The sequence below is a fragment of the Streptomyces sp. URMC 129 genome (genome assembly GCF_051386415.1).
In the GTDB taxonomy this organism is placed as follows: Bacteria; Actinomycetota; Actinomycetes; order Streptomycetales; family Streptomycetaceae; genus Streptomyces.
Window position 1 is genome coordinate 1 of sequence record NZ_JBPQTQ010000030.1, and the last position, 26,008, is coordinate 26,008.

At 74.0% G+C, this 26,008-nt stretch carries 26 protein-coding genes; 16 read left to right on the forward strand and 10 right to left on the reverse strand.

The window, feature by feature from the left end; translation table 11 throughout:
• Nucleotides 1-29 precede the first annotated feature (29 nt).
• Complete coding sequence (locus ACSNOC_RS08895; protein WP_436746791.1) at nt 30-857, reverse strand: GNAT family N-acetyltransferase; 828 nt, start codon at nt 855-857, stop codon at nt 30-32.
• Nucleotides 858-1,034: 177 nt separating this feature from the next.
• Nucleotides 1,035-1,484, reverse strand: coding sequence for an N-acetyltransferase family protein (locus tag ACSNOC_RS08900; protein WP_436746743.1), 450 nt, complete (start codon nt 1,482-1,484; stop codon nt 1,035-1,037).
• Between the two features lie 229 nt (nt 1,485-1,713).
• Here ACSNOC_RS08900 and ACSNOC_RS08905 point away from each other — a divergent pair, with 229 nt between their 5' ends.
• Together ACSNOC_RS08905 and ACSNOC_RS08910 are read left to right on the forward strand one after the other, a co-directional pair.
• Nucleotides 1,714-2,928 carry a globin domain-containing protein gene (locus tag ACSNOC_RS08905; protein WP_436746744.1) on the forward strand — a complete coding sequence of 405 codons (1,215 nt, stop codon included), beginning with the start codon at nt 1,714-1,716 and terminating at the stop codon, nt 2,926-2,928.
• A gap of 28 nt (nt 2,929-2,956) precedes the next feature.
• Complete coding sequence (locus ACSNOC_RS08910; RefSeq protein WP_436746745.1) at nt 2,957-3,796, forward strand: pyridoxamine 5'-phosphate oxidase family protein; 840 nt, start codon at nt 2,957-2,959, stop codon at nt 3,794-3,796.
• Between the two features lie 39 nt (nt 3,797-3,835).
• On the opposite strand, the gene ACSNOC_RS08915 is transcribed toward ACSNOC_RS08910, so the two are convergent.
• From ACSNOC_RS08915 to ACSNOC_RS08925, 3 genes are read right to left on the reverse strand one after another with little or no spacing between them, the layout of a single operon-like run.
• On the reverse strand, nt 3,836-4,357 hold the full coding sequence (locus ACSNOC_RS08915) for an NUDIX domain-containing protein (RefSeq protein WP_436746746.1): 522 nt from the start codon (nt 4,355-4,357) through the stop codon (nt 3,836-3,838).
• The gene (locus tag ACSNOC_RS08920; RefSeq protein ID WP_436746747.1) at nt 4,354-5,538 is read right to left on the reverse strand and encodes a cystathionine gamma-lyase; all 1,185 of its coding nucleotides are present in this window, start codon (nt 5,536-5,538) and stop codon (nt 4,354-4,356) included. The genes ACSNOC_RS08915 and ACSNOC_RS08920 overlap by 4 nt, the downstream gene beginning before the upstream one ends.
• Before the next feature lie 27 nt (nt 5,539-5,565).
• A complete protein-coding gene (locus tag ACSNOC_RS08925) occupies nt 5,566-5,937 on the reverse strand; it encodes a phage holin family protein (protein WP_436746748.1) in 372 nt (123 codons plus the stop codon).
• 48 nt (nt 5,938-5,985) lie between these two features.
• Between ACSNOC_RS08925 and ACSNOC_RS08930 the strand changes: the two genes are divergently transcribed.
• Together ACSNOC_RS08930 and ACSNOC_RS08935 are read left to right on the forward strand one after the other, a co-directional pair.
• Nucleotides 5,986-6,303 carry a cupin domain-containing protein gene (locus ACSNOC_RS08930; RefSeq protein ID WP_436746792.1) on the forward strand — a complete coding sequence of 106 codons (318 nt, stop codon included), beginning with the start codon at nt 5,986-5,988 and terminating at the stop codon, nt 6,301-6,303.
• A 204-nt stretch (nt 6,304-6,507) separates the two neighbouring features.
• The gene (locus ACSNOC_RS08935) at nt 6,508-6,723 is read left to right on the forward strand and encodes a DUF5326 family protein (protein WP_436746749.1); all 216 of its coding nucleotides are present in this window, start codon (nt 6,508-6,510) and stop codon (nt 6,721-6,723) included.
• Here ACSNOC_RS08935 and ACSNOC_RS08940 read toward each other — a convergent pair.
• Entirely contained in the window at nt 6,686-8,044 is a 1,359-nt protein-coding gene (locus ACSNOC_RS08940; protein ID WP_436746750.1) for a YibE/F family protein, read from the reverse strand. The two genes, ACSNOC_RS08935 and ACSNOC_RS08940, sit on opposite strands and share 38 nt — an antisense overlap.
• Before the next feature lie 94 nt (nt 8,045-8,138).
• Between ACSNOC_RS08940 and thiC the strand changes: the two genes are divergently transcribed.
• Nucleotides 8,139-9,785, forward strand: coding sequence for a phosphomethylpyrimidine synthase ThiC (gene thiC, locus ACSNOC_RS08945; protein WP_436746751.1), 1,647 nt, complete (start codon nt 8,139-8,141; stop codon nt 9,783-9,785).
• 65 nt (nt 9,786-9,850) lie between these two features.
• Complete coding sequence (locus tag ACSNOC_RS08950) at nt 9,851-11,239, forward strand: VWA domain-containing protein (protein WP_436746752.1); 1,389 nt, start codon at nt 9,851-9,853, stop codon at nt 11,237-11,239.
• On the opposite strand, the gene ACSNOC_RS08955 is transcribed toward ACSNOC_RS08950, so the two are convergent.
• Nucleotides 11,229-11,864, reverse strand: a complete 636-nt coding sequence (locus ACSNOC_RS08955; protein WP_436746753.1) for a TIGR03086 family metal-binding protein — start codon at nt 11,862-11,864, stop codon at nt 11,229-11,231. The two genes, ACSNOC_RS08950 and ACSNOC_RS08955, sit on opposite strands and share 11 nt — an antisense overlap.
• 57 nt (nt 11,865-11,921) lie before the next feature.
• Here ACSNOC_RS08955 and ACSNOC_RS08960 point away from each other — a divergent pair, with 57 nt between their 5' ends.
• The gene (locus ACSNOC_RS08960) at nt 11,922-13,205 is read left to right on the forward strand and encodes a VWA domain-containing protein (RefSeq protein ID WP_436746754.1); all 1,284 of its coding nucleotides are present in this window, start codon (nt 11,922-11,924) and stop codon (nt 13,203-13,205) included.
• 9 nt (nt 13,206-13,214) lie between these two features.
• On the opposite strand, the gene ACSNOC_RS08965 is transcribed toward ACSNOC_RS08960, so the two are convergent.
• On the reverse strand, nt 13,215-14,249 hold the full coding sequence (locus ACSNOC_RS08965; RefSeq protein ID WP_436746755.1) for a BRO-N domain-containing protein: 1,035 nt from the start codon (nt 14,247-14,249) through the stop codon (nt 13,215-13,217).
• A 217-nt stretch (nt 14,250-14,466) separates the two neighbouring features.
• Here ACSNOC_RS08965 and ACSNOC_RS08970 point away from each other — a divergent pair, with 217 nt between their 5' ends.
• Nucleotides 14,467-15,741, forward strand: coding sequence for an ATP-grasp domain-containing protein (locus ACSNOC_RS08970; protein WP_436746756.1), 1,275 nt, complete (start codon nt 14,467-14,469; stop codon nt 15,739-15,741).
• Nucleotides 15,726-16,997, forward strand: a complete 1,272-nt coding sequence (locus ACSNOC_RS08975; protein WP_436746757.1) for an NAD(P)-binding domain-containing protein — start codon at nt 15,726-15,728, stop codon at nt 16,995-16,997. The genes ACSNOC_RS08970 and ACSNOC_RS08975 overlap by 16 nt, the downstream gene beginning before the upstream one ends.
• Before the next feature lie 35 nt (nt 16,998-17,032).
• Here the strand turns inward: ACSNOC_RS08975 and ACSNOC_RS08980 are convergent, their stop codons facing one another.
• On the reverse strand, nt 17,033-17,686 hold the full coding sequence (locus ACSNOC_RS08980; protein WP_436746758.1) for an FMN-dependent NADH-azoreductase: 654 nt from the start codon (nt 17,684-17,686) through the stop codon (nt 17,033-17,035).
• A 103-nt stretch (nt 17,687-17,789) separates the two neighbouring features.
• Between ACSNOC_RS08980 and ACSNOC_RS08985 the strand changes: the two genes are divergently transcribed.
• Genes ACSNOC_RS08985 through ACSNOC_RS08995 form a run of 3 tightly spaced genes read left to right on the forward strand, consistent with a single transcriptional unit; the run spans nt 17,790 to nt 19,389 of the window.
• Nucleotides 17,790-18,173 carry a winged helix-turn-helix transcriptional regulator gene (locus tag ACSNOC_RS08985; protein ID WP_436746759.1) on the forward strand — a complete coding sequence of 128 codons (384 nt, stop codon included), beginning with the start codon at nt 17,790-17,792 and terminating at the stop codon, nt 18,171-18,173.
• A 40-nt stretch (nt 18,174-18,213) separates the two neighbouring features.
• Nucleotides 18,214-19,044, forward strand: coding sequence for a J domain-containing protein (locus tag ACSNOC_RS08990; protein WP_436746760.1), 831 nt, complete (start codon nt 18,214-18,216; stop codon nt 19,042-19,044).
• A gap of 9 nt (nt 19,045-19,053) precedes the next feature.
• Nucleotides 19,054-19,389: a rhodanese-like domain-containing protein gene (locus ACSNOC_RS08995; RefSeq protein ID WP_436746761.1), complete on the forward strand. Its 336-nt coding sequence runs from the start codon at nt 19,054-19,056 to the stop codon at nt 19,387-19,389.
• Here the strand turns inward: ACSNOC_RS08995 and ACSNOC_RS09000 are convergent.
• Nucleotides 19,358-20,542 carry an aminotransferase class I/II-fold pyridoxal phosphate-dependent enzyme gene (locus ACSNOC_RS09000; protein WP_436746762.1) on the reverse strand — a complete coding sequence of 395 codons (1,185 nt, stop codon included), beginning with the start codon at nt 20,540-20,542 and terminating at the stop codon, nt 19,358-19,360. The two genes, ACSNOC_RS08995 and ACSNOC_RS09000, sit on opposite strands and share 32 nt — an antisense overlap.
• 135 nt (nt 20,543-20,677) lie before the next feature.
• Between ACSNOC_RS09000 and ACSNOC_RS09005 the strand changes: the two genes are divergently transcribed.
• The 4 genes from ACSNOC_RS09005 to ACSNOC_RS09020 all read left to right on the forward strand — a co-directional run bounded on the left by ACSNOC_RS09005 (nt 20,678) and on the right by ACSNOC_RS09020 (nt 25,949).
• Nucleotides 20,678-21,436, forward strand: a complete 759-nt coding sequence (locus ACSNOC_RS09005; RefSeq protein ID WP_436746763.1) for a DUF5819 family protein — start codon at nt 20,678-20,680, stop codon at nt 21,434-21,436.
• A complete protein-coding gene (locus ACSNOC_RS09010; RefSeq protein ID WP_436746764.1) occupies nt 21,433-22,761 on the forward strand; it encodes an HTTM domain-containing protein in 1,329 nt (442 codons plus the stop codon). The genes ACSNOC_RS09005 and ACSNOC_RS09010 overlap by 4 nt, the downstream gene beginning before the upstream one ends.
• Nucleotides 22,758-23,480 (forward strand): TrmH family RNA methyltransferase, encoded by a 723-nt coding sequence (locus tag ACSNOC_RS09015; RefSeq protein ID WP_436746765.1) that lies wholly within the window; start codon nt 22,758-22,760, stop codon nt 23,478-23,480. The genes ACSNOC_RS09010 and ACSNOC_RS09015 overlap by 4 nt, the downstream gene beginning before the upstream one ends.
• Before the next feature lie 102 nt (nt 23,481-23,582).
• Nucleotides 23,583-25,949, forward strand: coding sequence for an ATP-binding SpoIIE family protein phosphatase (locus ACSNOC_RS09020; protein WP_436746766.1), 2,367 nt, complete (start codon nt 23,583-23,585; stop codon nt 25,947-25,949).
• Nucleotides 25,950-26,008: the final 59 nt, after the last annotated feature.

Genomic DNA, 26,008 nt, shown 5'->3' on the forward strand with positions numbered 1-26,008 from the left:
CCCGGCCCCCGGCCCGCCCCGGCCCGGAGTCAGCCGAGGGCCACCGAGTACGGCGCGAAGCGGCGGGTGATGTCGCCGGGGATGTCGGGGGCGCCCAGCACCATCAGCGAGAAGCGGCTGCCGCCGGACAGCCCGGAGGCCCGCAGCCAGGCCGCCAGCTCCGGGTGGCGGTCGTCGGCGTCGAAGCGGATCGGCAGCGGCGCGGCCGAGCCGAGGCGGGCGATGAGGGCCTGGGCGGTGGGCAGGTCGTCGGCGCAGACCGGGCCGACGACGGTGGTGGTGACGTTGGGCCAGGCCGCCGCGTAGCCGGTGAGGCGGCCGTCGGGCGCGTGGGCGACGAGGATCCGGTCGGCGAACGACGGCAGCCGGGTGAGGAGTTCGGTCCGGTCGGCGCCGAAGACCGGGAGGTCGTAGGCGAGGATGCCCGGCAGGTCGGCGGCCGTCGCGGGGCGCACCGCGGCCGTCGCCGCCGCCGGGGCGGTGCCGGTGAACCTGCCCCGGAGCACGGTGACCGCGCCGACCGTCCGGAAGCCGAGCTGTTCGTACAGCGGCCGTCCGTAGTCCGTCGCGGTGAGGAACGTGACGGCCGGGGCGCACTCCGCGACGACGTGCCGCATCAGGTGGCGGCCCAGGCCGCGCCGGGAGTGGCGTCCGGCCACCAGCACCATGCTGACGCAGCGGTACGCGTCGGTGTACGAGGTGACGACGGCGGAGGCGATCAGGCCGCTCTCGCCGGGCGGGGCGTCGATGCCGTAGCCCTGTCCGGCGGCCAGCAGCAGCCGCCACTTGTGTGCCTCGGGGGGCCAGCCGCGGTCCTCCGCGAGGGCGAGGCAGGCGGGCAGGTCGGCGAGGGTCAGGCGGCGGGGAACGGCGCGGGCGTAGACGTCACGGCTTCCAGCGTGGCCGACCGCGCGCCCGCCGGGCGACTGCTTTTCCGGATGTTCGTGTGGTGGTCAACGGCATGGCGCCGCGACGCCGCGCGCGAGCCGCGCCCGGCGGGCCGGATCCGGGCGGTCGGCGGAGGGTGAATCGTGTCACAGGGCCAGCTTGAAACCGACGTGCGTCGCCCGGAAACCCAGCCGCTCGTAGAAGCGGTGCGCGTCGGTCCTGGCCGCGTCCGAGGTGAGCTGGACCAGGACGCAGCCGCGGCGGCGTGCCTCCGCCACCGCCTGCCGGATCAGCTCGCTGCCGAGCCCGGCGCCGCGCTCCGCCGCCGCCACGCGCACCGCCTCGATCAGCGCGCGGGAGGAGCCGCGCCGGGAGAGGCCGTGCAGAATGCTGAGCTGCAGCGTTCCCACCACGCGGCTCTCGCGCTCCCCGACCAGCAGAAGCTGGTTCGGGTCGGCGGCGATGCGCTCGAAGGCCGCGAGATAAGGAGCCGGTTCGGCCGGGTTCTCGCGCCGCGACCCGAGGATGTCGTCGGCGAGCATCGCGACGATCTCCGGGACGTCCGCCGAAATCGCCTGCCGCAGGATCACATTCATCACCAGCACTTTCTCGGAATCGCGGGAACCGTGCGAAGCTCGCGCTCCTGGAGGGGGCTTGTGTCTCAGCCGTATAACGGTATGGTCGATTCCGCGTCCGGGCGGCGCGAAGCCGTTCATTTTATGGGGTGCGAGGAGCTCGATGGCCGAGTTTCCGGTGAACCACCCGCCCGGGGTGAGCATGCTGACACGCTGTGCGACCGGGAGCTGATCGAGGCGAGGCAGGGGCATGACCGCGATATCGGCCGGTGACGGAGCCACCACGGCCGGAAACGGCCACCGGGACGAGAAGGAACCGCCGTCACCCGACGCGGTGGTGATCCGGCGCACTCTCGCGGAGATCGAGCCGCTCGCGAACGAGGCCACCTCGTACTTCTACGCGTTGCTCTTTCTCCGGAACCCGGCCGTGCGCGACATGTTCCCCGTCGCGATGAGCGGACAGCGCGACCGGCTCTTCGCCGCGCTGCTCACCGCCGCCGAACACATCGACGACACCGTCACGTTGACGGACTACCTGTGCAACCTCGGGCGCGGCCACCGGAAATACGGCACCCGGCCCGAGCACTACCCGGCCGTGGGCGAGTGCCTGATGACCGCGCTCGAACGGTACGCCCCCACCACCTGGGGCCCGGAGGCCGAGGCGGCGTGGGTCCGCGCCTACACGGCGATCTCGCAGATCATGATCGACGCGGCGGCCGAGGCCGAACTGCGCTCGCCGCCCTGGTGGCACGCCGAGATCGTCGCGCACGAGCTGCGCACCAGCGACGTCGCGGTGGTCACCGTCCGCCCCGACCAGCCGTATCCGTACCGCGCCGGGCAGTACGCCAGCGTGGAGACGCCGTGGTGGCCGCGCGAGTGGCGGTGCTTCTCCTTCGCCTCCTGTCCGCGCCCGGACGGGCTGCTGTCGTTCCACATCAAGGCGGTGCCCGCCGGGTGGGTGTCGCGGGCGCTGGTGCACCGGGCGCGGCCGGGGGACGTGCTGCGGCTCGGCCCGCCGGGCGGGTCGATGACCGTGGACCACGCGTCGGGGCGCGGCCTGGTGTGCGTGGGGGGCAGCACGGGCATCGCGCCGTTGCGGGCGCTGGTCGAGGAGGTCGCCGAGCACGGCGTGCGCCGCCCGGTCGAGATGTTCTTCGGGGCCAACCGGGAGTCCGAGCTGTACGACCTGGATCATCTCCTCGATCTGGAGCAGCAGTTCTCGTGGCTGTCGGTGCGGCCGGTCGTCGCCGAGTACGGCACGCGCGGTTTTCCGGGCCGACTTCCCGAAGCGGTGCGGAAGTTCGGGCCGTGGCACGAGTTCGACGGTTATCTGTCCGGGCCGCGGCTGATGATCCGCAAGAGCGTGGAAGCGCTGGTGTCCTCGGGCATTCCCGCGGACCGGATACGCCACGATTTCCCGGAGGAAACAGGCGCGTTGACACACGGAAAGCGTGAAGTGAACTAACGGCATGGCAGGCACGGATACTTCGGACATGGAGAACACGGACGCGGGCGCGGACACGGGCCTGCCGGGCGGCCGTCCGGGCAGCGACGGGGAGCACGTCCTCCAGCGGCGGCTCGGCACCGCGGAACGGGCCGGCCGGTTCTACGACGAGCAGGTCCTCGATCATCTCAACGAGCGCATGCGGGAGTTCGTCGCCCGGCAGGAGATGTTCTTCCTGGCGACCGCCGACCGCCACGGCGAGTGCGACAACAGCTTCCGCGCCGGCCCGCCCGGGTTCCTGCGCGTGCTGGACCCGCGCGCCGTCGTCTACCCTGAGTACCGGGGCAACGGCGTGCACGCCTCGCTGGGCAACATCACCGAGAACCCGCACGCGGGACTGCTGCTGGTGGAATTCGACAGGGCGCGGATCGGCCTGCACATCAACGGCCGCGCCAGCATCGTTCCCGACGCCGAACTGCGGGCGCGGCACCCGGACCTGCCCGTGGAGACCGTGCCGGGCCGGGCCGCCGAGCTGTGGGTGCGGATCGACGTCGAGGAGGCGTACATCCACTGTGCCAAGCACATCCCGCAGTTGGTGAAGGCGGCCCGGCGCACCCCCCGCGACTGGGGCACCGACGACCAGGGCCGCAAGGGCGGGGACTTCTTCGGCGCCGCCCGCGAGGCGCAGGTACGCCGCACCCGCGAGCTGAACGGCCGGCCGGTGTCCGCCGCCCCGGCCACGGGCCCGGCGCAGCAACCGCCCCCGCCGCCGGACGCGGCGGCGTGGCGGGCGGAGGCCCGGCGCGCGCTGGACCTGGCACGGCGCCGGGGCGCGGGCGGCGGGCGGCCCGCGGGCGGCTGGTTCGGCCCGACCGGCTCGACCGCCTGAGCCCGCCCGCTCCCGGCGTGCGCCCTCCCGGCGCGCCTCTCAACCGGGGAGAGGGGCCGAGGAGAAGTCGGGGGCGAGCAGCGCGCGGATGCCGGGGATGTTCCGGCTCAGGTAGCGGCCGAGCGAGTGCGGGACGAGATCGACGGAGGCCAGCCCCTCGGGCGTGAACGGCAACCGCACGATGTCGTACGTGCCGCAGGGCGACTCCACCTCGGGACCGTGCCGCAGCGACGGGTCCATCGAGGCGAGCCGGCAGGCGAAGAAGTGCTGCACCTTCAGGCCGGGCGGCACGCCGTCCCCGTCGTCGGACGTGCAGGGCACGGTGTCCACGAACGCCGGGACCACGTCGGTGATCGTCGCGCCCAGCTCCTCGGACACCTCCCGGTGGAGGGCGTCCAGCACGGTGGCGTCCGTCGGCTCGACCCCGCCGCCCGGCGTGATCCAGTACGGCGGGCGGCCCGGCTTGGTGCGCTTGATGACGACGAGCCGGCCGGAGTCGTCGAGCAGGATGGCGCGGGCGGTGCGTTTGACCACGGGTTGTGCTGGGGTCATGCACATCATGTGGCCCCGGGAGCCCCGCGCGAAACCTCCGCCCGTGCCACCCCGAGCGCCTGCCGCACGTCCGCCGCGAGATCCTCCGGGTCCTCGACGCCCGCCGAGAGCCGGACGAACCCCTCCGGCACCGCGTCGCCGCCCCACCGCCCGCGCCGCTCCGCCGTCGAGCGCACCCCGCCGAAGCTCGTCGCGTCGTCCACCAGCCGCAGCGCGGCGAGGAACCGCTCGGCGTGGTCCCGGTCCGGCAGCACGAACGACACCACGCCGCCGAACCGCCGCATCTGCCGCGCGGCCACCGCGTGCGCGGGGTCGCCGGGCAGGCCCGGATAGCGCAGGCCGGTCACCTCCGGCGCCTCGGCCAGCGCGGCGGCGACGGCCAGCGCGTTGGTCTGCTGCCGGTCCACCCGCAGGTGGAGCGTGGCCAGCCCCCGGTGGGCGAGCCACGCCTCCATCGGGCCGAGGATCGCGCCGGTCTGGGTGCGCCAGCGCCGGATCTCCCCGGCCAGCTGAGCGTCGCGGCAGGCGACGTAGCCGAGCAGCACGTCGCCGTGGCCGCTGAACGCCTTGGTGCCGCTGGCCACGGACAGGTCGGCGCCCAGGTCGAGGGGGCGCTGTCCGAGCGGCGTGGCCAGGGAGTTGTCGACGGCGACGAGCGCGCCGCGCGCGTGCGCGGCCTCGGCGAGGCGGCGGATGTCGCACACGTCGAGGCCGGGGTTGGACGGGGTTTCCAGCCACAACAGCCGTACGTCACCGGCTCCCGGGGCGGCGAGGGCGTCGCGGGGGGACAGGGCGTCGAGCTGCGCGTCGCCACCGGTGGGGGCGGTGCGGACGCGGACGCCGGTCGTCTCCAGCCGCTCGCGCACGCGCGGCAGGAGCTGGTATCCGTCGGAAGGGAGCACGGTCGTGTCGCCGGGCCGCAGCAGCCCGGTCAGGACGGCGGAGGCGGCGGCCATGCCGGAGGGGAAGACGACGGCGTGCGCCTCATGGCCGGGGGACTCCAGCTCGGCGACGGCCCGCTCCAGCGCGGTCCACGTGGGGTTGCCCTCGCGGCCGTAGCCGTAGGGGGCGTCGGCCGGGTCGCCCGGCAGGTGGAAGTGGGCGGCGAGCACCGGCCCGGGCAGGGGCGGCTGATACGGCTCCGCCGCCGGCAGCCCGGCCCGCACGGCGCGTGTCCCGTCCCCGGTCATCGGCTCCACCCCAGCTCCCGGTCCGCGTCAGTCGTTGTCCAGCACCAACGTGACCGCCCAGGACACGATGGAGATGATCAGGCCGCCCAGCAGGGCCGGCCAGAAGCCGTCGACCTCGAACGCGTCGCCGGCGAGGGCGCTGGTCAGCATCAGCATCAGGGCGTTGATCACCAGCGTGAACAGGCCCAGCGAGAGGATCAGCAGCGGCAGGGACAGCAGCTTCACGACGGGCTTGACGATCAGATTCACCAGGCCGAAGATCAGCGCGACGATGAGCAGGGTGACGGTCTTGCTGCCGGTGCTCGCGTCGGCCTCACCGAGGGTGATGTCACCCACGAGCCAGACAGCGGCGGCCAGCGCCACGGCGTTGGCCAGGAACCGGAACAGAATGCTTGTCATGGGGAGATCGTTTCAGATGGCACCAGGTGCGCAAGGGGAATGGGCGCGATGAAGGAGTTCCGGCTGGATCTGCTGGAAGCGGAGCGGATCGCGAACGACGGCGCCTACCTCCGCTTTCTTCGTGAACGCAATCTTTCGGCGGGGCTGTACGCGCTGGGCGCCGGAGCGCAGGACACCCAGCGCCCGCAGGCCCAGGACGTGCTGAACTTCGTCGTCAGCGGCCGGGCGTCGATGACGGTCGGCGGCGAGACCACCACCGTGGCGCGCGGCAGCGTGGTCTACGTGCCGGCCGGGACGCCGGCCCGGTTCCACCACATCACCGAGGACCTGCGGGTCATGGTCGTCTTCTCGCCGCCCGAGGGCTGAGCCCCCCGCGCTCCCCCGCGCGCTCCCGGGGCCGGTCTCAGGGTCCGGGTCAGGGAACGGTCAGGGGAGGACCGGGGCCGTCCGGCCTCCCGGCCCCCGCCGGGCGCGCCTAGCATCGACAGCGACGCGCCGGACGGGCGCGGGCGCCGGGCCAGGTGCGGGATCCCGGTGCCGGACGCGGGTACGGGAACGGGAGCCGTGGCGATGAAGGAAGCGTTCAGGAGCCTGCCGTGGTGGCTGCGGTGGGTCGCCCTGCCCGCCGTCGCGCTGCTCGTCTTCGGCGTCCTGCTGATCGGGGTGGTGACCTGGCTGGTCGCCGTCCTCTTCCGGATCCTGCTGATCGCCGCCGTGCTCGCCGGGCTGGTCTACCTGGTCCGCAAGGTCACTTCCTCCTCGCCCTCCTCCGGTGGCGGTTGGTAGCCGGGCCCGGCCCGGCGGCCTGTCCCGGGTGCCGGTCGGCGCTCACCACGAGCGCCGCGAGGACGGTGGTCACCGGCACGGACGCCACCAGACCCACCGACCCCACCAGCGTCCTGACGACCTCCTCCGCGACCAGCTCGCTGAACGTCACGGTCCCCACGCTGCTCTGTGCGATCGTGAACAACAGCAGCAGCGGCAGGGCGGCGCCCGCGTAGGCGAGCACCAGCGTGTTGACCACCGAGGCGATGTGGTCCCGGCCGATCCGCATCGCGGCCCGGTAGAGCTTCAGCCAGCTCGCCTCCGGCTCCGCCTGCTTCAGCTCCCACACGGCCGACGTCTGCGTCACCGTCACGTCGTCCAGCACGCCCAGGGACCCGATGAGGATCCCGGCCAGCAGCAGCCCCCGGATCTCGATGCCCGGATAGAGGCTGTGCACCAGGCCGGTCTGGTCGTCGGTGTTGCCCGTCAGGTGGGCCCAGCCGATGAACAGCGAGCCCAGCAGCCCGATCAGCAGCAGCGAGATCAGCGTGCCGAGCACGGCGACCGAGGTGCGGGCGTTGACCCCGTGGCACAGGTACAGCGTGACCAGCATGATCACGCTGCCGCCGATCACCGCCACCAGGAGCGGATTCGAGCCGTGCAGGATCGCGGGCAGGATGAACAGCGTCAGCACCGCGAAGCTCACCACGAGCCCGACCAGCGCCAGCAGTCCGCGCAGCCGTCCCACCGCCACCACCGCGAGCGCGAACACGGCGGCCAGCAGCAGCATCGGCGCCTTCCGGTCCACGTCCGTGACGCTGTACTGCAACTCCTCGGGCGCGTCCGGGGCGTAGGCGACGATCACGTCCTGGCCGTCGCTGTAGCGCTGGGTCGCGTCCGGCGGCACGATCTCCTCGAACGTCCGCCCGGCGTGCGGCCCCGACGTCACCTCCACCGTCGCCCGCTCGCACGCGCCGTCCACGCCCTGGGGCACCTGCACGCCGACGTCCTCGCAGGGCACCTCGACCACCTCGGTCACCCGGGCCCGTTCGTGCTGCTGGTCGAAGCCGACGCCGGTGTGCTCGTCCTGCTCGGGCGCGCCGCCCGGCCACAGCGCCACCAGCCCGGCCACCATCACGGCGGCGAACGGGATCAGCACCGCCGCTATCACCCGCCGCAGATGGGCCGAGACGGGTGCGGCGGGGCCGTGCTGGTGGGTGTGCCCGTGGGGGTGGGCGCGGAAGTCATCGGGTGCCGTCACGTTCCGATCATCGCGTAAACAGCCCGGCCCCCTGTTCAGCCGGTCCGGTGTGCCGTTAGCGTGGGGTGGCGATTCGCACATCGCGGGAGCTCCGGGCACGGGGCTGAGAGGGCGCTGCCGCCGCGCCGACCGCCGAACCTGTTACCGGGTAATGCCGGCGTAGGGAGTAGAACTGATGACCACGCAGGACGACGCACGCACACGCACGCCCGTCATCGGCTCGCACAAGGGATATATCACCGGAAGCCGCCCGGACCTCCGGGTCCCCGTGCGGCGGGTGCACCTCACCGACGGGAACTCCGTCACGCTGTACGACACCTCCGGCCCGTACACCGACCCCACCGTCACCACCGACGTCCGCCAGGGCCTGCCGCCGCTGCGGCGCGACTGGATCGCCGAGCGCCGCGCCGACGGGACGCCCGCCGTCACCCAACTGGCGTACGCCCGGCGGGGGGAGATCACGCCCGAGATGGAGTTCGTCGCCATCCGGGAGAACCGCTCCCCGGAGTTCGTCCGCGACGAGATCGCGGCCGGCCGGGCCGTGCTGCCGGTGAACGTCAATCACCCGGAGAGCGAGCCGATGATCATCGGCAAGAACTTCCTGGTGAAGGTCAACGCCAACATCGGCAACTCCGCCGTCACCTCCTCCGTCGAGGAGGAGGTCGAGAAGATGACCTGGGCGACCCGGTGGGGCGCCGACACGGTCATGGACCTCTCCACCGGCCGCGACATCCACACCACGCGCGAGTGGGTGCTGCGCAACTCGCCGGTCCCCGTGGGCACCGTGCCCCTGTACGAGGCCCTGGAGAAGGCCGGCGGCCGGGCCGAGGACCTGACCTGGGAGCTCTACCGGGACACGGTCGTCGCGCAGGCCGAGCAGGGCGTCGACTACATGACCGTCCACGCGGGCGTGCTGCTGCGCTACATCCCGCTGACCGCGCGCCGGAAGACGGGCATCGTCTCGCGCGGCGGGTCGATCATGGCCGCCTGGTGCCTGGCGCACCACCAGGAGAGCTTCCTCTACACGCATTTCGAGGAGCTCTGCGAGATCCTGCGCGCCTACGACATCACCTTCTCGCTCGGCGACGGTCTGCGCCCCGGTTCCATCGCGGACGCCAACGACGAGGCGCAGTTCGCGGAGCTGCGCACGCTGGCCGAGCTGACGCGGGTCGCCAAGGCGCACGACGTGCAGACGATGATCGAGGGCCCGGGGCACGTCCCGATGCACAAGATCAAGGAGAACATCGACCTCCAGCAGGAGCTGTGCGAGGAGGCGCCGTTCTACACGCTCGGCCCGCTGACCACGGATGTCGCGCCCGGGTACGACCACATCACCTCGGGCATCGGCGCGGCCATGATCGGGTGGTGGGGAACGGCGATGCTGTGTTACGTCACCCCGAAGGAGCACCTGGGTCTGCCGGACCGGGACGACGTGAAGACGGGCGTGATCACGTACAAGATCGCCGCGCACGCCGCCGACCTGGCCAAGGGGCACCCCGGCGCGCAGGTCTGGGACGACGCCCTGTCCGACGCGCGGTTCGAGTTCCGGTGGGAGGACCAGTTCAACCTCGCCCTCGACCCGGACACGGCGCGCGCGTTCCATGACGAGACGCTTCCGGCCGAGCCGGCCAAGACGGCCCACTTCTGCTCGATGTGCGGGCCGAAGTTCTGCTCGATGAAGATCAGCCGGGGCATCGCGGAGCGGTTCGCGCCCGAAGGGGCCGAGGAGTTGAGCGACGAGGAGGTCGAGGCGGGGATGCTCGCCAAGTCCCGGGAGTTCGCGGAGGCCGGGGGGCGGGTCTACCTGCCGATGGCCGACTGACGCGCCGCCGGGCCCGTGCCGACCGGCCGGGCCCGGCACGGGCGCGCTCGGGCAGACTGGGGCGCATGACTGCCATATCCCTCAGCAAGGGTGCGAACGTGTCCGTCGGCGCCGCCTCGGTGCGCGCGGTGTTGTCGTGGTCGGCCGGGCCGCCGGGGACGCCGGATGTGGACGCGTCGGCGTTGCTGCTGGGTGCGGAGGGCCGGGTGCGGGGGGATGGCGATTTCGTGTTCTACAACCAGCCCCGGCATGGGTCGGGTGCGGTGCGGCATGCGGGGAAGCGGCCGGGTTCGGATGTGGTGGAGGTCGATCTCGCCGCTCTGGAGCCGGGGGTGGAGCGGGTGGTGCTGGCGGCGTCGGCGGACGGTGGGTCGTTCGGTCAGGTGAGCGGGTTGCGGCTGACGCTGACGGATGCGGCGACGGGTGCGGGCGTGGCGGTCTTCGACATGACGGCGACGACCGAGACGGCCTTTGTCAGCGGGGAGTTGTACCGGCGGAACGGTGGCTGGAAGTTCCGGGCGGTGGGCCAGGGCTATGCCTCCGGGCTGGCCGGTCTGGCGACGGACTTCGGCATCACCGTCGACGACGAACCGGCTGTCCCCGCCCCGGCCGCGCCCGCCCCGGCGTGGTCGGCGTCGCCCGCGCCCGCTCCCGGGGTGCCGTCCGCCCCGCCCGCGTCCGTGCCGTCGGCGGGGCTTGAGCGGTTGCCGGTCGACATGCGCAAGCGGTTGTCGCTGCGCAAGGAGAAGGTCGCCGTCAGTCTCGCCAAGCACGGGGTGCCCGGGGTCAGGGCGCGGGTCGTGCTCGTGCTCGACGCCTCCGGGTCCATGACCGGGCTCTACCGGGACGGCATCGTCGCCGGAGTCGTGGAGCGGATGGCCGCCGTCGCCGCCGCGCTGGACGACGACGGCGCGATGCAGGCGTGGACCTTCGCCTCCCGGGCTGCCCGGCTGCCGGATTTCCGGATCGCCGAACTGCCGGGCTGGATCGGGCTCCACGTCCGCGTCGGCGAGCTGAGTCTCTTCGGCGGCCGGCGCAGGAAGCCGAACCCGAACCTCGCGCCCGGCCAGGTCGACATGAAGTTCGTCGGCATCCAGAACGAGGAACAGAAGGTCATCGAGGAAGTCCGCGACTTCGTGCGGACCAACCCGGAGCCCGTGCCGACGCTGGTCCTCTTCTTCTCCGACGGCGGCGTCTACCGCGACCGCGAGATCGAGAGCCAGCTCCGCGCGGCGGCGGCCGAGCCGGTTTTCTGGCAGTTCGTCGGGCTCGGCCGCGCCAACTACGGCGTCCTGGAACGCTTCGACACCCTTCCCGGCCGCACCATCGACAACGTTGGCTTCTTCGCCGTCGACGACATCGCCACCGTCTCCGACGACGAGCTGTACGACCGGCTGCTCTCCGAGTTCCCCGTGTGGATGAACGCGGCCCGGGGCATGGGCATCATCCGGTAGGCCCGCCGGACCCGCCGGGCGGGGTCCACTCCGGCGACCGGCCGCTGAGCCCCACCGCGCGGTCCAGCGGCGAGGCGTCGTCCGGCACGGGGACCACGGAGCCGAAACCGGTGCCCTCGCGCGCGTCGTCGCCCAGTGCCTGCGACAGCAGCCCGATCGACACCTGGACGCTCGCGTCGTCAGCGGTGAACGGCTGCCCGGTGGCACGGCTCAGGTCCCAGCCGTGCACCAGCAGTTCGTTCAGCGCGACCTGCCCGGCAATCGGGCCGGGCAGCGTGACGCCGCCCGCCCGCGTCGTGCCCTCCCACGCCTCGGGGGCCCGCCACACCTCCACCAGGTCGTCCAGCTGCCGCCGCAGCCGCCCGCGCCAGTCGCCGTCGAGGGACGGCTTGACCGCCGCCGGGTCGTCGGGGCTGGTGTCGGTCAGCGGGCCCAGCTCCTTCCGTCCGGACGCCGTGAACGCCTGCGTCAGCTCCAGCAGATGACCGAGCAGGTCCCGCACCCGGTACGCGGGACAGGGCGTCGGGGCGTCGAGGTGCTCCTCGGAGACGCCGTCGAGCAGCCCGGCCACCTGCCGGGCGACCGGTCCGAGGTCGTGCATGTCGTGCTCTGTTTCTGTCGTCATGCACGGGAAGACCGGCCCGGCGGGGGGAACTCATCGGTTCTGCGGCACACTGGCCGGATGACCGTCACCAACCTCGGCAAGGGTGCGAACGTGTCCGTCGGCGCCGCCTCGGTGCGCGCGGTGTTGTCGTGGTCGGCCGGGCCGCCGGGGACGCCGGATGTGGACGCGTCGGCGTTGCTGCTGGGTGCGGAGGGCCGGGTGCGGGGGGATGGCGATTTCGTGTTCTACAACCAGCCCCGGCATGGGTCGGGTGCGGTGCGGCATGCGGGGAAGCGGCCGGGTTCGGATGTGGTGGAGGTCGATCTCGCCGCTCTGGAGCCGGAGATCGATCGCGTGGTGCTGGCGGCGTCGGCGGACGGTGGGTCGTTCGGTCAGGTGAGCGGGTTGCGGCTGACGCTGACGGATGCGGCGACGGGTGCGGGCGTGGCGGTCTTCGACATGACGGCGACGACCGAGACGGCCTTTGTCAGCGGGGAGTTGTACCGGCGGAACGGTGGCTGGAAGTTCCGGGCGGTGGGCCAGGGCTATGCCTCCGGGCTGGCCGGTCTGGCGACGGACTTCGGCATCACCGTCGACGACGACAGCGAGGAAGCACCGGCGCCCGGGCCCCTGGAGCGGCTGCCGGTCGACATGCGCAAGCGGCTGTCGTCGCGCAGGGAGCAGGTCGCCGTCAGCCTCGCCAAGCACGGCGCCCCCGGCATCAGGGCGCGGGTCGTCCTCGTTCTGGACGCCTCCGGCTCGATGTACTGGCTCTACGGCAACGGCACGGTCACCGACGTCGTGGAGCGGATGGCCGCCGTCGCCGCCGCGCTGGACGACGACGGCGCGATGCAGGCGTGGGTCTTCGCCTCCCGGGCCGCCCGGCTTCCCGACCTCACGACCGGTGACCTGCCCGACTGGCTCCCGGCGCACCTGCGCCTGCACACGGACGACGCGGGCGAGGAGCGGCTCGGGCAGATCCCCGCCACCAGGATCGGGTACGGCAACGACGAGGCCGAGGTGATCGCGGAGGTCCGGCAGTTCGTCCGGGAGAACCCGGTGCCGGAGCCGACCCTGGTCCTGTTCTTCTCCGACGGCGGTGTCCACGCGGACCGGGAGATCAAGAAGCAGCTCGTCGCCGCCTCCGGGGAGCCGCTGTTCTGGCAGTTCATCGGGCTGGGCGACGCCGACTACGGCGTGCTCCGGCGCATCGACCGGATGAAGGGGCGGCGCGTGGACAACGCGGGCTTCTTCGCGGTGGACGACATCGCGGAGGTGCCGGACGCGGAGCTGTACGACCGGCTGCTCTCCGAGTTCCCCTCGTGGCTGACGGCCGCCCGTGACGCGGGGATCCTCGCCTAGGCACGCGGGCTAGGCGTGGTGCAGGCCGTAGACCGGGGTGTTGAGCACGGTGCCGATCTGCCGGATGCACTGGCGCTTCAGCAGGAACCGGAGACTGTCGTGCACCCGGGCCGCCGTCAGGCCGGTCCGTGCGGCGATCGCCTCGACGCCGAGCCGGACCTCGCCGCGCTCGGCCAGCGCGGGCGCGAGGACGACGGCGACCGCCCATACGTCGTCGGTGATGGTCACCCGCTCCCGCCAGGCCGTCAGGAGCTGCTCGGCGGTGAGCACGGGCCCGCGCTGGCGCGGCACGCGCGGCGTCGCGGGCGTCGCGTCGGGGCGCGGCGGCATCTTGTCGACCAGGTCCTCCACGGAGTCCGCCAGCCGGGACATCGACCGGGCGAAGTCCACCATCACGTCGTGCATCGCCATCACCGATCGCTGCTGGGCCTCGGCCACGGTCCGCAGCACCTCGACGGTCTCCCACCGCGCGCGGTTGGCGTCCTCCTGGGCGGCGGTGAACCGCTCGTCGGTGTCGATGTTGTGCCGCTCCAGCCGGACGATGGCCTCGGCGACCTCCCGCGGCATGGCGTACGCGGCGGGCGCCTGCGGCGCGCCGGGCTGGACCTCGGCCTTGTCGAGAGCGTAGGAGCCGTCGCGCTGGACGGTCACGATGACCTCGACCATCCAGCGCTTGAACGGCTGCGCGGCGGGCTTGGTGCAGCCGCCGACGAGGGAGAGGAGACCGTGCAGGTTCACCATCCGCATCGACTTCTTGAGCCCGTGACCTGCGATCTTGCGCAAACCGTCACGTCCACAGACGCTTTGCGTGAGATCTTGCAGCCGGGTGTTGTGCTCCTGCGCCACGTGCAGGGCGATGGCCTGTCGCGTGTTTGCGTAACCGAGCTCCGTGGCCACGTCGACCGCCGGGAACCAGTGGGTGCCGTCCGGCATCGTCAGGCGCCGGACGCGGGCGCCGGTGGCCGCGTAGACGAAGTCGTTGATGTCGATGGCGCCCTCGCGGGGAGCCCGGTGGCCGCCGAGAGCTTCGCGCTGTTCATCCATGCACCGGACGGTAAACAGAAGATCGCTCCAAATGACAGCAAACCAAGGCAACTTCACCCGTTCGTGGCGTCCCGTCCGGGTTCTCCCGACTCCGCCGCGCCGCGATTAAGCACACGATCCTTTCATTGCGCCGGGTGAACGCTTTCCCCTAGGCCGATCGAAGTCTCCTCTGCCGGGACGGAGCAGGGGCCGGGGAGCGCCGTGAAAGATCGGTGCCATGTCACCGCTCGACACCGAGGTGCCCGCCCTGCTGCTCCGGCTCGACCGCAATCCGTTCCACCACGGGTCGCTGGGCGCGGTCAGGTCGCTGGGGCGCGCGGGCGTCGAGGTGCACGCCTTCGTGGAGCGGCCCGGTACCCCGCTGAGCCGCTCCCGGTTCCTGCGGCGCGCCCATCTCTTCCACGGGGACGCGGGCTCGGCCGGGGACGTCGAACGGGCGCTGCTCGCCGCCGCCGAACGCATCGGGCGGCCCGCCGTCCTGATCCCCATGGACGACGTGGGCGCGATCACGGCCGCGCGGCTCGCCGGCCGGCTGCGCGGCAGGTTCCTGCTGCCCGCGCTGCCGGACGGGCTGGCCGAGCGGGTCGCGGACAAGGCGGAACTGGCGGCGCTGTGCGCGCGGTTCGGCGTGCCGCACCCGCCGACCCTGGCGCCGTCCAGCGCGGCCGAGGCGGTGGCGGCCGTCGCGGAGCTGGGGCTGCCCGCCGTCGCGAAGTGGAGCCGCCCGTGGCTGCTGCCACCGGGCGGGGCGCTGCGCAGCACCACGGTGGTGCGGAGCGCGGCGCAGGCGCGGTGGCTGTTCGGGCGGGCGGACCGGGCGGGCAGTCGGCTGCTGGTGCAGAAGCTGCTGCCGGGCGGGCCGGGCGCCGACTGGTTCTTCCACGGCTGCTTCGCGGCCGGCGGGGTGTGCCTGATGGGCGGCACCGGGCGCAAGGAGCTGTCGTGGCCGGTGCGGGCGGGGCTGACGGCGGTGGGGAGCTGGCGGCCGAATCCGGAGGTGGCGGCGACGGCGCGGACGCTGGCCCGGCGGCTGGGTTTCCACGGGGTGGCGGACATGGACTTCCGGCGCGACGCCACCACCGGCGCGTATCACCTGCTCGACTTCAATCCGCGGCCCGGCGCGCAATTCCGGCTGTTCGCGGACCGCGCGGGGCTGGACGTGGTCCGCGCGCTGCACCTGGATCTGACCGGGCGGCCGGTGCGGCCGGAACGGGCCCGCGCGGGGCGGGTGTTCGTGGCGGAGAACTACGGGCTGCTCGCCGCGCTGGCCAGTGCGCGCGGGCCGGCGGTGGGGGCCGGGCGCCCGGACGTGGAGTGGGCGTGGTTCGCGGCCGACGACCCGGCGCCGTTCCTGGCGATGACGGGCGGCTGCCTGCGGCGGGGACTGCTCTCCCTCGGGCGGCGGCTCGGGGGCCCGGCCGGGGAGACCGGCCGGGGACCGATGAAGGAAACGGAGAGAGTGAGCGGTGAGGCGACATGCATGACCTCGTAGTGGTGGGCGCCGGGCCCTATGGACTGTCGGTCGCCGCGCACGCCGCCGCGGCCGGGCTGGACGTGCGCGTCTTCGGCCGGCCGATGGCGTCCTGGCGCGACCACATGCCCGCCGGGATGTTCCTGAAGTCCGAGCCGTGGGCCACCGACCTGTCCGCGCCGGGGAAGGCGCGCACCCTCGCCGCGTACTGCGCCGAGCAGGGGCTCGGCGCGGAGCACGGCGTGCCGCTGCCGGTGGACACGTTCACGCGGTACGGGCTGTGGTTCGCGGACGGGCTGCCGCTGCCGGTCGAGGAGCGGGAGATCACGGCCGTGGCCCCGCACGGCGGCGGCTTCCGGGTCGGGACGGCGGACGGCGAGACCCTGGGCGCCCGCAACGTGGCGTTGGCGGTCGGCGTGATGCCGTTCGTCCACCTCCCGGGCGTGCTGCGCGGGCTGCCCGACGGGCTGGCCTCGCACAGCACCGACCACCGCGACCTCGGCCGGTTCCGGGGTGCGGAGGTGACGGTGGTCGGCGCGGGGCAGGCGGCGCTGGAGACGGCGGTGCTGCTGGCCGAGGCCGGGGCCAGGCCCACGGTGGTGGCCCGCGCCGCGCGCCTGCGCTGGAACACTCCGCCCGTGCCGCTGCGGCGCGGGCGGGGTGCCGCCCTGCGCGCCCCGCACAGCGGGCTCGGCACCGGCTGGTCGACGTGGGTGTGGTCCGAGCTGCCGTGGGCGGTGCGCCGGCTGCCGGAGGCGGCGCGTGCCCACATCGCGGCGACCGCGCTGGGCCCGGCCGGCGCCTGGTGGCTGCGGGAACGGTTCGAGGGCGTCGTTCCCGTGCGGCTCGGTCTGCGGCTGCTGCGTGCCGAGCCGCACGGGGCGGGCGTGCGGCTGACGGTGGCCTCGCCCGGGGGCAACCCGGAGGTGATCGAGACCGCGCACGTGGTCGCCGCCACCGGTTTCGTGCCCGACCTGCGGCGCCTCGACCTGCTCGACCCGGCGCTGCGCGAGGGGCTGCGGACCGTGCGCGGGACGCGGGCGCCCGCGCTGAGCGGCGGATTCGAGTCGTCGCGGGCGGGTCTGTTCTTCGCCGGGCTGCTGAGCGCGCCCTCGTTCGGCCCGGCGATGCGGTTCGTGCACGGGGTGTCGTTCACGGCCGGGCGGCTGGTGCGCGGGCTGCGGGACGTGCCGTCCGGGCGGCGGCCGGCCGCCGCCCCGCGCATGCCGGGTCAGGGCGCGGACCGGCCGGGCGCGCCGGCCGGGGCCGCCCGGTAGGGCGCGCGGGGCCGGGGCGCGCGGGGTGCCGGCGGTCAGGCCGCGAGCCGGGCCGCCAGCGCCTTCGCCTTGGCCCTGGCGTCCTCGTGGGCCTTGGCCCGCGAGGCGTCGGCCGCGTCGATGAGGCCCGCCATGGCCGGGTTGGTCCTGGCCAGGGTCAGCTCCGGGACGATGATGTCCACCTCCATGCCGAGGGCGGTGCCGAAGACGTGGCGCAGGTGCGGCTCGGCGAAGTCGTTGCCCTCCTGCGGGGTGCCCGGCGCGTAGGAGCCGCCGCGGCTGGTGACGACGACGACCGGCTTGCCCCGCAGCGGGGAGTTCTCGGTGTACGCGTTGCGGCCGGCGATGATCACGTGGTCCAGCCACGCCTTGAGCGTGGAGGCGATCGCGAAGTTGTACATCGGGGCGCCGATCAGGACGGCGTCGGCCGTCTCCAGCTCGCGGGCCAGCTCGTCGCGGAGCGCGTAGTCCGCGCGCTGCTCCGGCGTGTGCTCCCCGGCCGGGGTGAAGGCGGCGTAGTACGGGCCGGCGGTCAGGTGGGGCAGCGGCGAGGCGGCGAGGTCGCGGTAGACGACGGTGCCCCCCGGGTGCTGCTCCTCCCACGTTTCGCGGAAGGCGCGCGTCACCTCGCGGGAGACGGAGGTGTCGTCACCGTTCAGCGAGGAGTCGAGGTGCAGGAGCGTGGCCATGATGGTCCTCCGGGGTAGAGTTAGGTAGTGCAAGGCCGTTCGGAACTATTAATACCACAGGTGCTTACTTTTTAGCAGTCCCTTGTCGAGTAGGGTGGGAATCATGCCGGAAGCCGACGCCGCACAGGGCACCGACGACGGGCTCTGCACCGAGCCCGAGTCCGCGCTCCAGCGTGTCTTCGCGCTTCTCGGCAAGCGCTGGACCGGCGTCGTCATCGCCGCCCTGATGAGCGGCCCCGGCCACTTCGCGGAGCTGAAGCGCGCCGTCCCCGGCATCAGCGAGCGCATGCTCTCGGACCGGCTCAGCGAGCTGGCCCAGGCCGGTCTGGTCACCCGCCACGTGCAGGAGGGCCCGCCGCTGCGCGTCAGCTACCGCCTCACCGAGGCCGGTCTCGGCCTGCGCCCGGCGCTGGTCGAGCTGACCCGCTGGGCCGAGGCGCAGCTCCCCGAGGACGCCAGGAAGTGCCCCCGGGAGTTCCGCCCCTGATCCCGGCGGGGCCCCGGAGGACAGGCCCTAGGCTGGGCGGGTGACGGAGAACAGCGAGGCCGGAGCGCCGGCCGGGGACGACGGGGCGACGCGCCGGCTGGAGCGCGCGGTGCGGGCCGCCGAGACGGCGCTGATCGAGTTCGAGATCGCGGTGGAGACCTTCCGCATCGAGGTGGAGAACTTCTCGCGGCTGCACGAGCAGCGCCTCGGCCCCCTCTACGCGCACCTGGAGGAGCTGGACGCGCGCATCGCGGAGGCCGTCGCGGCCAGGACCGGCGACCCCGAGGACGAGCGCCGGGCCCGTGAGGCGCGGGCCGCCGTCGCGCCCATGCCGCAGGTTTCCGAGCTGTTCCACGGCTGGCTGGGCTCCGACGGCTCCGACGGCTTCGGCGCCGAGGGATACGCCATGCTCACCGGGCAGTCGGTGCAGGAGCCGCCCCGGGTCCGCCCCGGCGAGGAGGCCCGCCGCCTCTACCGCGAGCTGGTCCGCCGGTGCCACCCCGACCTGGTGACCGACGCCACCGAGCGGGACCGCCGCGACGCCTTCCTCGCCCGCGTCAACCAGGCGTACGCGCGCGGCGACGAGGAGGCCCTGCGCGACCTGGCCGCCGAGTGGGAGCGCGGCGGCCCCGGCCCCGGGCGCGCGCCGGAGCGCGACCCGGCCGAGGAGCTGTACGCGCGCCTGGAGTGGCTGGCCGAGCGGAAGGAACTGCTGGCCGACGCCGCCGCCGCGCTGGAGGAGAGCGCCATCGGCGCCATGCTGCGGATGGCCGGTGACGACCCCGACGGCATGCTCGCGGAGATCGCCGCCGAGCTGCGGCGGCGGGTCGCGGACAAGGAGGCCGAACTGGCCTCGCTGCTGGCCGGGTAGGGTCGTGGCATGAGCTTCGCACTTCCGGCCGTGACGGCCGACGCCGTGCCCGAGGGCGCCCCGTTGCTCGACGTCAGGGAGCCGGAGGAGTGGGCCGCCGGGCATGTCGAGGGCGCGCTGCACATCCCGATCGGGCAGGTCGTGGAGCGGATCGGCGAGATCGCCGAGCACGCCGGGGACCGGCGGCTGTACGTGGTGTGCAAGGTCGGCGGCCGGTCCGCCCAGGTCACGGCCTACCTGGTGCAGCAGGGCGTGGACGCGGCCAACGTGCACGGCGGCCTGCACGCCTGGGAGGACGCGGGCCGGGCGCTGGTCAGCGAGACGGGGGAGCCGTTCGTCCTGTGACCGGGGCCGGGACGGCCGCCAGCCGTTCCACCGCCGTGCGGATCGACTCCGGCCGCTTGCAGAACGAGAAGCGGACCAGCCACGGCGCCTCGTCCGGGCCCTGCCGGAACGCCGAGGTCGGGATCGCGGCCACGCCCGCCCGCTCCGGCAGCTCGCGGCAGAACCGCGGCCCGTCCGTGAACCCCCACGGCCTGATGTCCGCCTGCACGAAATACCCCGCCTCGGCGCGGCAGGGCCGCAGCCCGGCCTCGGCCAGGCCCGCGGCGAGCAGGTCCCGGTTGGCGGTGAGCGTCGCCCGCAGCCCGGCCGCCCACTCCCGCACCGAGCCCAGCGTCCGCGCGATGGCCTCCTGGTACGGGGTGCCCGACGCGTAGGTGAGCCACTGCTTGACCGAGGCCACGGCGGCGACCAGCCGCGCCGGGCCGCAGATCCAGCCGACCTTCCAGCCGGTGACGTTGAACGTCTTCCCGGCGGAAGAGATCACCAGCGTCCGGTCCCGCATGCCGGGCAGCGTCGCGATCGGCACGTGCCGGCCGCCGTCGTACACCAGGTGCTCGTACACCTCGTCCGTGACCACCGTCAGGTCGTGCTCGCGGCAGACCTCCGCGACCGCCGCCAGCTCGCCGGGCGTGAAGACCTTGCCGGTCGGGTTGTGCGGCGAGTTCAGCACCAGCAGCCGGGGGCGGCGCGCGGCGGAGACGGCGGCGCGCAGCGCGTCCGCGTCGAGGGCGAAGCCGTCGCCGTCGGTGGCCAGCGGCACCGGCACCAGCCGGGCGCCGCTCAGCCGCGCGTTCGCCGGGTAGGCGTCGTAGCACGGGTCGAACGTGACGATGTCGTCGCCGGGCCCGGTCAGCGCCAGGAACGCCGAGGCCAGCGCCTCGGTGGCGCCCGTCGTCACCAGCACCTCGCCGTCCGGCGCGTACTCCAGGCCGTAGTGCTCCCGCTGGTGCGCGGCCACCGCCTCGCGCAGGGCGGGGAAGCCGGACGCGGGCGGGTACTGGTTCCGCCCGGCCAGCACGGCGGCCGACACGCCAGCCAGCAGGGCGGGCGGCGCGTCGAGCTCGGGCACGCCCTGGCCGAGGTTGACCGCGCCGGTGCGGCGGGCCAGTTCGGTCATCTCGGTGAAGATGGAGATCTCGGTCGCGCGGCTCATGGAGCCCACCCTAGGGCCCCGAGCCGGGGGAACGGCCGGGGAACGGCCCTTCCGGGACCTTGGCCTGCCAACGCGGCCCGGCGGCAGGTACGGTGCACGGGTCAACCCCGAGCAGTCCTGTGGAACGAGCCGAGCATGCTGCCACCCGATACGGCACCGGAGCACGACGCCGAACACGACGCCGCGTCGCGCGCGGCCGGGCCCGCCGAAGTGCCGACCGAGTCCGTCAGCCTCGGCGCGCTGTCCCTGCCCGCCCGGCTGACGGTCGCCGTGGCCCTCGGCACCGTCGCCGTCTACACGGCCTGGCACCTGGCCATGGTCTTCCTCTTCGTGGCGCCCTCGAACACCCTCAGCGAGAACTACGAGGAGACCGTCGAGGGCTACATCTACCCGGAGTTCGAGCAGAACTGGAAGCTGTTCGCGCCCAACCCCCTTCAGCGGCAGGAAGGGCTCGCGGTCCGGGCCGAGGTCCGCGAGGCGGACGGCGGGACCCGCGTCACCGACTGGCTCGACCTCGGCGCCCTCGACGTCGAGGGCATCCGGCACAACCTGCTGCCCAGCCACACCTCGCAGAACCTGATGCGCCGCGCCTGGGACTTCTACGTCGGCGCCCACGACGAGGACGGCAACCCGATCGGCCAGCGCGGCGAGTCCTCGGCCGCTTACGTGCACCGCATCGCGCTGCTGCGGCTGGGCGAGGAGACCGACCTCGACCTGGACGACGTGGAGCGGATCCAGCTGCGCTCGTCCACCGCCCGCATCCCGTCGCCGGACTGGCGCGCCGAGGACTTCGACACCGCCACGTACTACGAAGAGCTCGACTGGTGGGTGGTCACCACCGAGGACCTGCCGAGCGGCGCTCTCGCCCAGGACGACGAAGGAGAGCAGCCGTGACCGTTCCCCCGCAGCGATCCGGCGCCGCCCCGGCCGCGCCCGCCCACGCCCCCGGCGCCCGGGCCGCGGCGCCGGCCGATCCGCCGTCGCCGTTCCGCGGCCTGGGCAAGAGCTTCGACGCGGCCCTCGGCCGCGGCCTGGGCAACGTCACCCGGCGCGCCCTCGGGCCGTACCAGACGGCGATCGTCCGCATCGGCTTCGCCACCACGATGCTGCTGTTCCTGCTGCACGAGTGGCAGCACCGGCACGAGATGTACGGGCCCGACGCGCCCTGGGGCTTCGACCTGGCCACCACGCACGTGGCGGGCAACGACGCGTTCACCGTGCTGCTGTGGTCCGACTCGACGCTGTGGTTCGAGCTGGTCTACCACCTGGCGATCCTCGCCTGCGTCGGCCTGCTGCTGGGCTGGCGGACGCGGGCGATGTCCATCCTGTTCATGGCCGGGGTGCTGTCGCTCCAGAACCGCAGCATCTTCCTCGGCGACGGCGGCGACAACGTCATCCACCTGATGGCGATGTACCTGGTCCTCACCCGCTGCGGCCGGGTCTGGTCGCTGGACGCCCGCCGCGAGGCGCGCCTGCGGGAGCGGGGCCCGCGCCCCGGCGACGACCCGGTGGGGATCGCGCTGTGGGCCGTGCTGGGCGCGGCGCTGATGGCGGCCCTGCTCACCGGCAAGCTCGACAGCACGATCTGGGGCCTGTTCTTCACCGGCATGTGGCTGGTGCACGGCTTCTGGTGGATGGTCCGGCGGTTCGCGCCGGGCGAGCCCCGCGTCGTCTCCGACATCGTCGCCAACCTGGTCCACAACGCCGCGCTGTTCGTGATCATGGCCGAGGTCTGCATCATCTACGCGACCGCCGGCTGGTACAAGATCCAGGGCTCGCGCTGGCAGGACGGCACCGCCGTCTACTACCCGATGCGGCTGGACTACTTCAACGTCTGGCCCGAGTTCACCGACATCCTCGTCGCCAGCGGGCCGATCGTGATGGCCCTCACCTACGGCACGGTCTTCATGCAGGTGATGTTCCCGTTCACCCTGCTGAACCGGAAGGCGAAGAACTGCCTGCTGGTGCTGATGATCGGCGAGCACATAGGGATCGCCGTGCTGCTGGGCCTGCCGTTCTTCTCGATGGCGATGATCGCGATGGACAGCGTCTTCCTGCCCACCGCGTTCCTGGTGTGGCTCGGCTCCCGCGCCCGGCGCGCGACCGACCCGGTGCGCCGACGGCTGCGGCGCACGCCGCCGGGCGCGCCCGCGTCGGCGGCGGGGGCCGAGGGGGCGGAGGGCGCGCGGCCGGACCACGCCCCGGCCTGGGCCAGGTGACCGACCGGCGCTGGCGCGAGCTCGCCCCCGGCACGGTGCTGCTGGACGGCTTCCACGCGCTGAAGCACGCCCTGCGCTTCGGCGCCACGGTCCCGCTGGCGGTGGCGGCCGACAAGGCCGCAGCGCTCGGTCTGGCCCGCCGCCTGGCGCCGGACCTCGCCGGGCCGCTGGCGGCGCTGCTGACCGAGACCGGCGAGGAGGGCCTGCGCCGCCTGGTCCCCCGTCCGCACCCCACGGGCGTCGCCGCCCTCGCCGTCCCGGACCCGCGCCCGCCGGCCGCCGCCGGGCGGACCGCGCCCGTGGTGCTGCTGGACGACCCCCGCCACATGGGGAACATCGGCGCGGTGATCCGCCTCGCCGCGGGCATGGCGGCGGCGGGCGTCCTCACCACCGGCACCGCCGACCCCTGGCACCCGGCGGTGCTGCGCGCCGCGGCCGGCCTGCACTACGCGCTGCCCGTCAGCCGCGCCGGCCTGGCGTCCCTGCCCGCCGGGCCGCTGTTCGCGCTCGACCCCGACGGCCGGGACATCGCCGCCGTCCGCCCGGTCCCCGGCGCCGTCCTGGCCTTCGGCTCGGAGCGCGCCGGGCTGTCCGGCGAGGTGCGGGCGCGGGCGGCGGAGCTGATCGCCCTGCCGATGCGGCCCGGCGTCTCCAGCTACAACCTGGCCACCAGCGTCGCCATGGCCCTCTACCACTGGCGGACCGGGGCGACGCGCTGACGCGTCCGCCGTTCGGCCGCCGAGCGCGGGCCGCCCCCGCCTCACCGGCCCATGATGGCGGTGGGATCGCGTTGTGCGGCGTCGAGGGCGAGGAGCGGGAACGTGACGGACGTGCCCCCGGCTCAGCGGAGCGAGCGGCCCTCCGAACTGGATGCCATGGCCGCCGCCGTCGTGGACGGGCGCGGGATCGTGTCGCGGTGGTCCCGGGCCGCCGCGGCCGTCTCCGGGCTGGCGGCGCAGGAGGTCTGCGGCCGTCCGGCGGCCAGCGTGTTCATGGAGACCGCCGGCACCCTGTCCGGCGGCGGCGTTCCCGCGCCCGGCCGGGCCGTGCTGCGGCACCGGTCGGGGAACGGGGTGGAGGTCACGCTGCGCGCCATGGCCCTGGGCGGCGCCGACGGGCCGGAGACCCTGCTGATGGCCGTCTCGGAGCGGCGCGTGACCCACGTGCGGGAGGGCGACCGCGCCGCCACGCTGGTGCGGGCCCTGCTCGGCCGGGACCGGGTCGAGGCGGTCCTCCTCGACCGGGACCTGCGGGTGGTGCGCACCAGCGACGGCGTGGTGTCCCACGGGACGCCCGTGGCCGTGGGCGGCGGGCTCTGCGACCTGATGTCGCCGCCCGACTCGGAGGTGTCCCGCACGGTCCTGCGGAACGTGCTGGACACCGGCGTCCGGTCGGTGGGCTGGGAGGAGCGGGTCCGCGCGCCGCACGTCGCGCTCTGCATGGACGACGCCACCGGCCGGGCCGCCGGGGTCCTGGTCCTGTACATGGACCCGATGGGGAAGCGGCGCAGGCGGCGGCACTGGGAGGCGCGGTACCAGGCGGCGATCCGCATCGGCCGCTCCCTCGACGTCGTCCGCACCGCCGAGGACCTGGTGGACGTCCTGATGCCGTCGATGGCCGACCTGGTCAGCGTCTCCCTCGCCGAGGCCGTGCTGCGCGGCGACGAGCCGCCCCCGATCTCCGGCGGCGGCGACCAGCACCAGCGGCGGGTCGCGGCGGGCGCGGCGTCCGGTCCCTGGCCCCGGGAGCTGCTCCAGGTGGGGGAACGGATGCTGCCGATGCCCGACACCGCGGAGACCCGGGAGGTGCAGCGCGGCGGCACGATCATGGTGGCCGACCGGGAGACCTCCGTCGCCTGGCTCGGCACGCCGGAGCTGGTGCGGGCCTATGTGCCGGACGGCGGCCACTCGGTGGCGTTCGGCTCGCTGCGGGCCCGTGACCTCGTCCTCGGCAGCGTCCTGCTGTGGCGGACCGAGCAGCCGGACACGTTCACCGACGAGGACGTGGAACTGCTGCGGGAGATCGTCTCGCGGGCCGCGATCGCGGTGGACAACGCCCGCAGGTACCGGCGGGAGCACCGGGCCGCGACGGCGCTCCAGCAGCGGCTGCTGCCGCAGGCCGCCCGGGAGACGCCGGGCGCCGAGACGGTCGGCGGCTACGTCCCGGCCGGGGACGGGATCGAGATCGGCGGGGACTGGTTCGACGTGATCCCGCTGCCGTCGCTGCGGGTGGCGCTGGTGGTCGGGGACGTGATCGGGCACGGCCTGCACGCCACGGCCACGATGGGGCGGCTGCGCACGGCGGTGCAGACGCTGGCCGATCTGGAGCTGGACCCGGGGGAGATGCTCACCCACGTCGACGACCTGGTGCAGCGGCTGGCCGCCGAGGCCGCGCCGTCCCACCGGGACAGCGTCGGCGGCACGCTGCTGTACGCGGTGTACGACCCGGTCACCCGCGAGTGCGCGATGGCCGCCGCCGGGCACCCGGCGCCGGTGCTGATCCGGCCGGACGGCGCGGCCGAGCTGGTGCCCCTCGACCCCGGGCCGATGCTCGGCTTCGGCGGCATGCCGTTCGAGGTCACCGAGACCCGCCTCGAACCGGGCACCGTGCTGGCCCTGTACACCAACGGCCTGACCGCGCTGCACGGCCCGGACACCGAGACCGGCACCCGCCGGCTGATGAAGCGCCTCGTCGCCGCCTGCCGGCCGGACGCCGCGCTGTCGGGCGTCAGCCGCGACCTGCTGGCCGGTGCCGCCGACCCCCCGCCCCGCGACGATGTCACGCTGCTGCTGGCCCGGGTGCGGGAACTGGGCGCGGACGCCACCGCCGGCTGGGAGTTCGCCGGTGACCCCGCCTCGCTGGCGGACGTGCGCAAGGCGGTCACCGATCAGGTGGCCGCCTGGGGGCTGGAGGAGCTGAGCTTCAGCACCGAACTGATCGTCAGCGAGCTGGTCACCAACGCGATCCGGTACGCCCGGGGGCCGTACCAGGTGCGGCTGATCCGCGACAACGTGCTGGTGTGCGAGGTGTCCGACCGCAGCAACACCCAGCCCCGCCTGCGCCGTGCCCGCGTCAGCGACGAGGGCGGGCGCGGCCTGTTCCTGGTGGCGCAGCTCGCGACCCGCTGGGGCAGCCGGTACGGGCACGCCGGGAAGACCGTCTGGGCCGAGCAGAACCTGGTGCCCTGACCGCCCGGCGGACGGATCCGGGGCCGTGGCGAGAATCCGGCGAACAACGGCAATCGCGC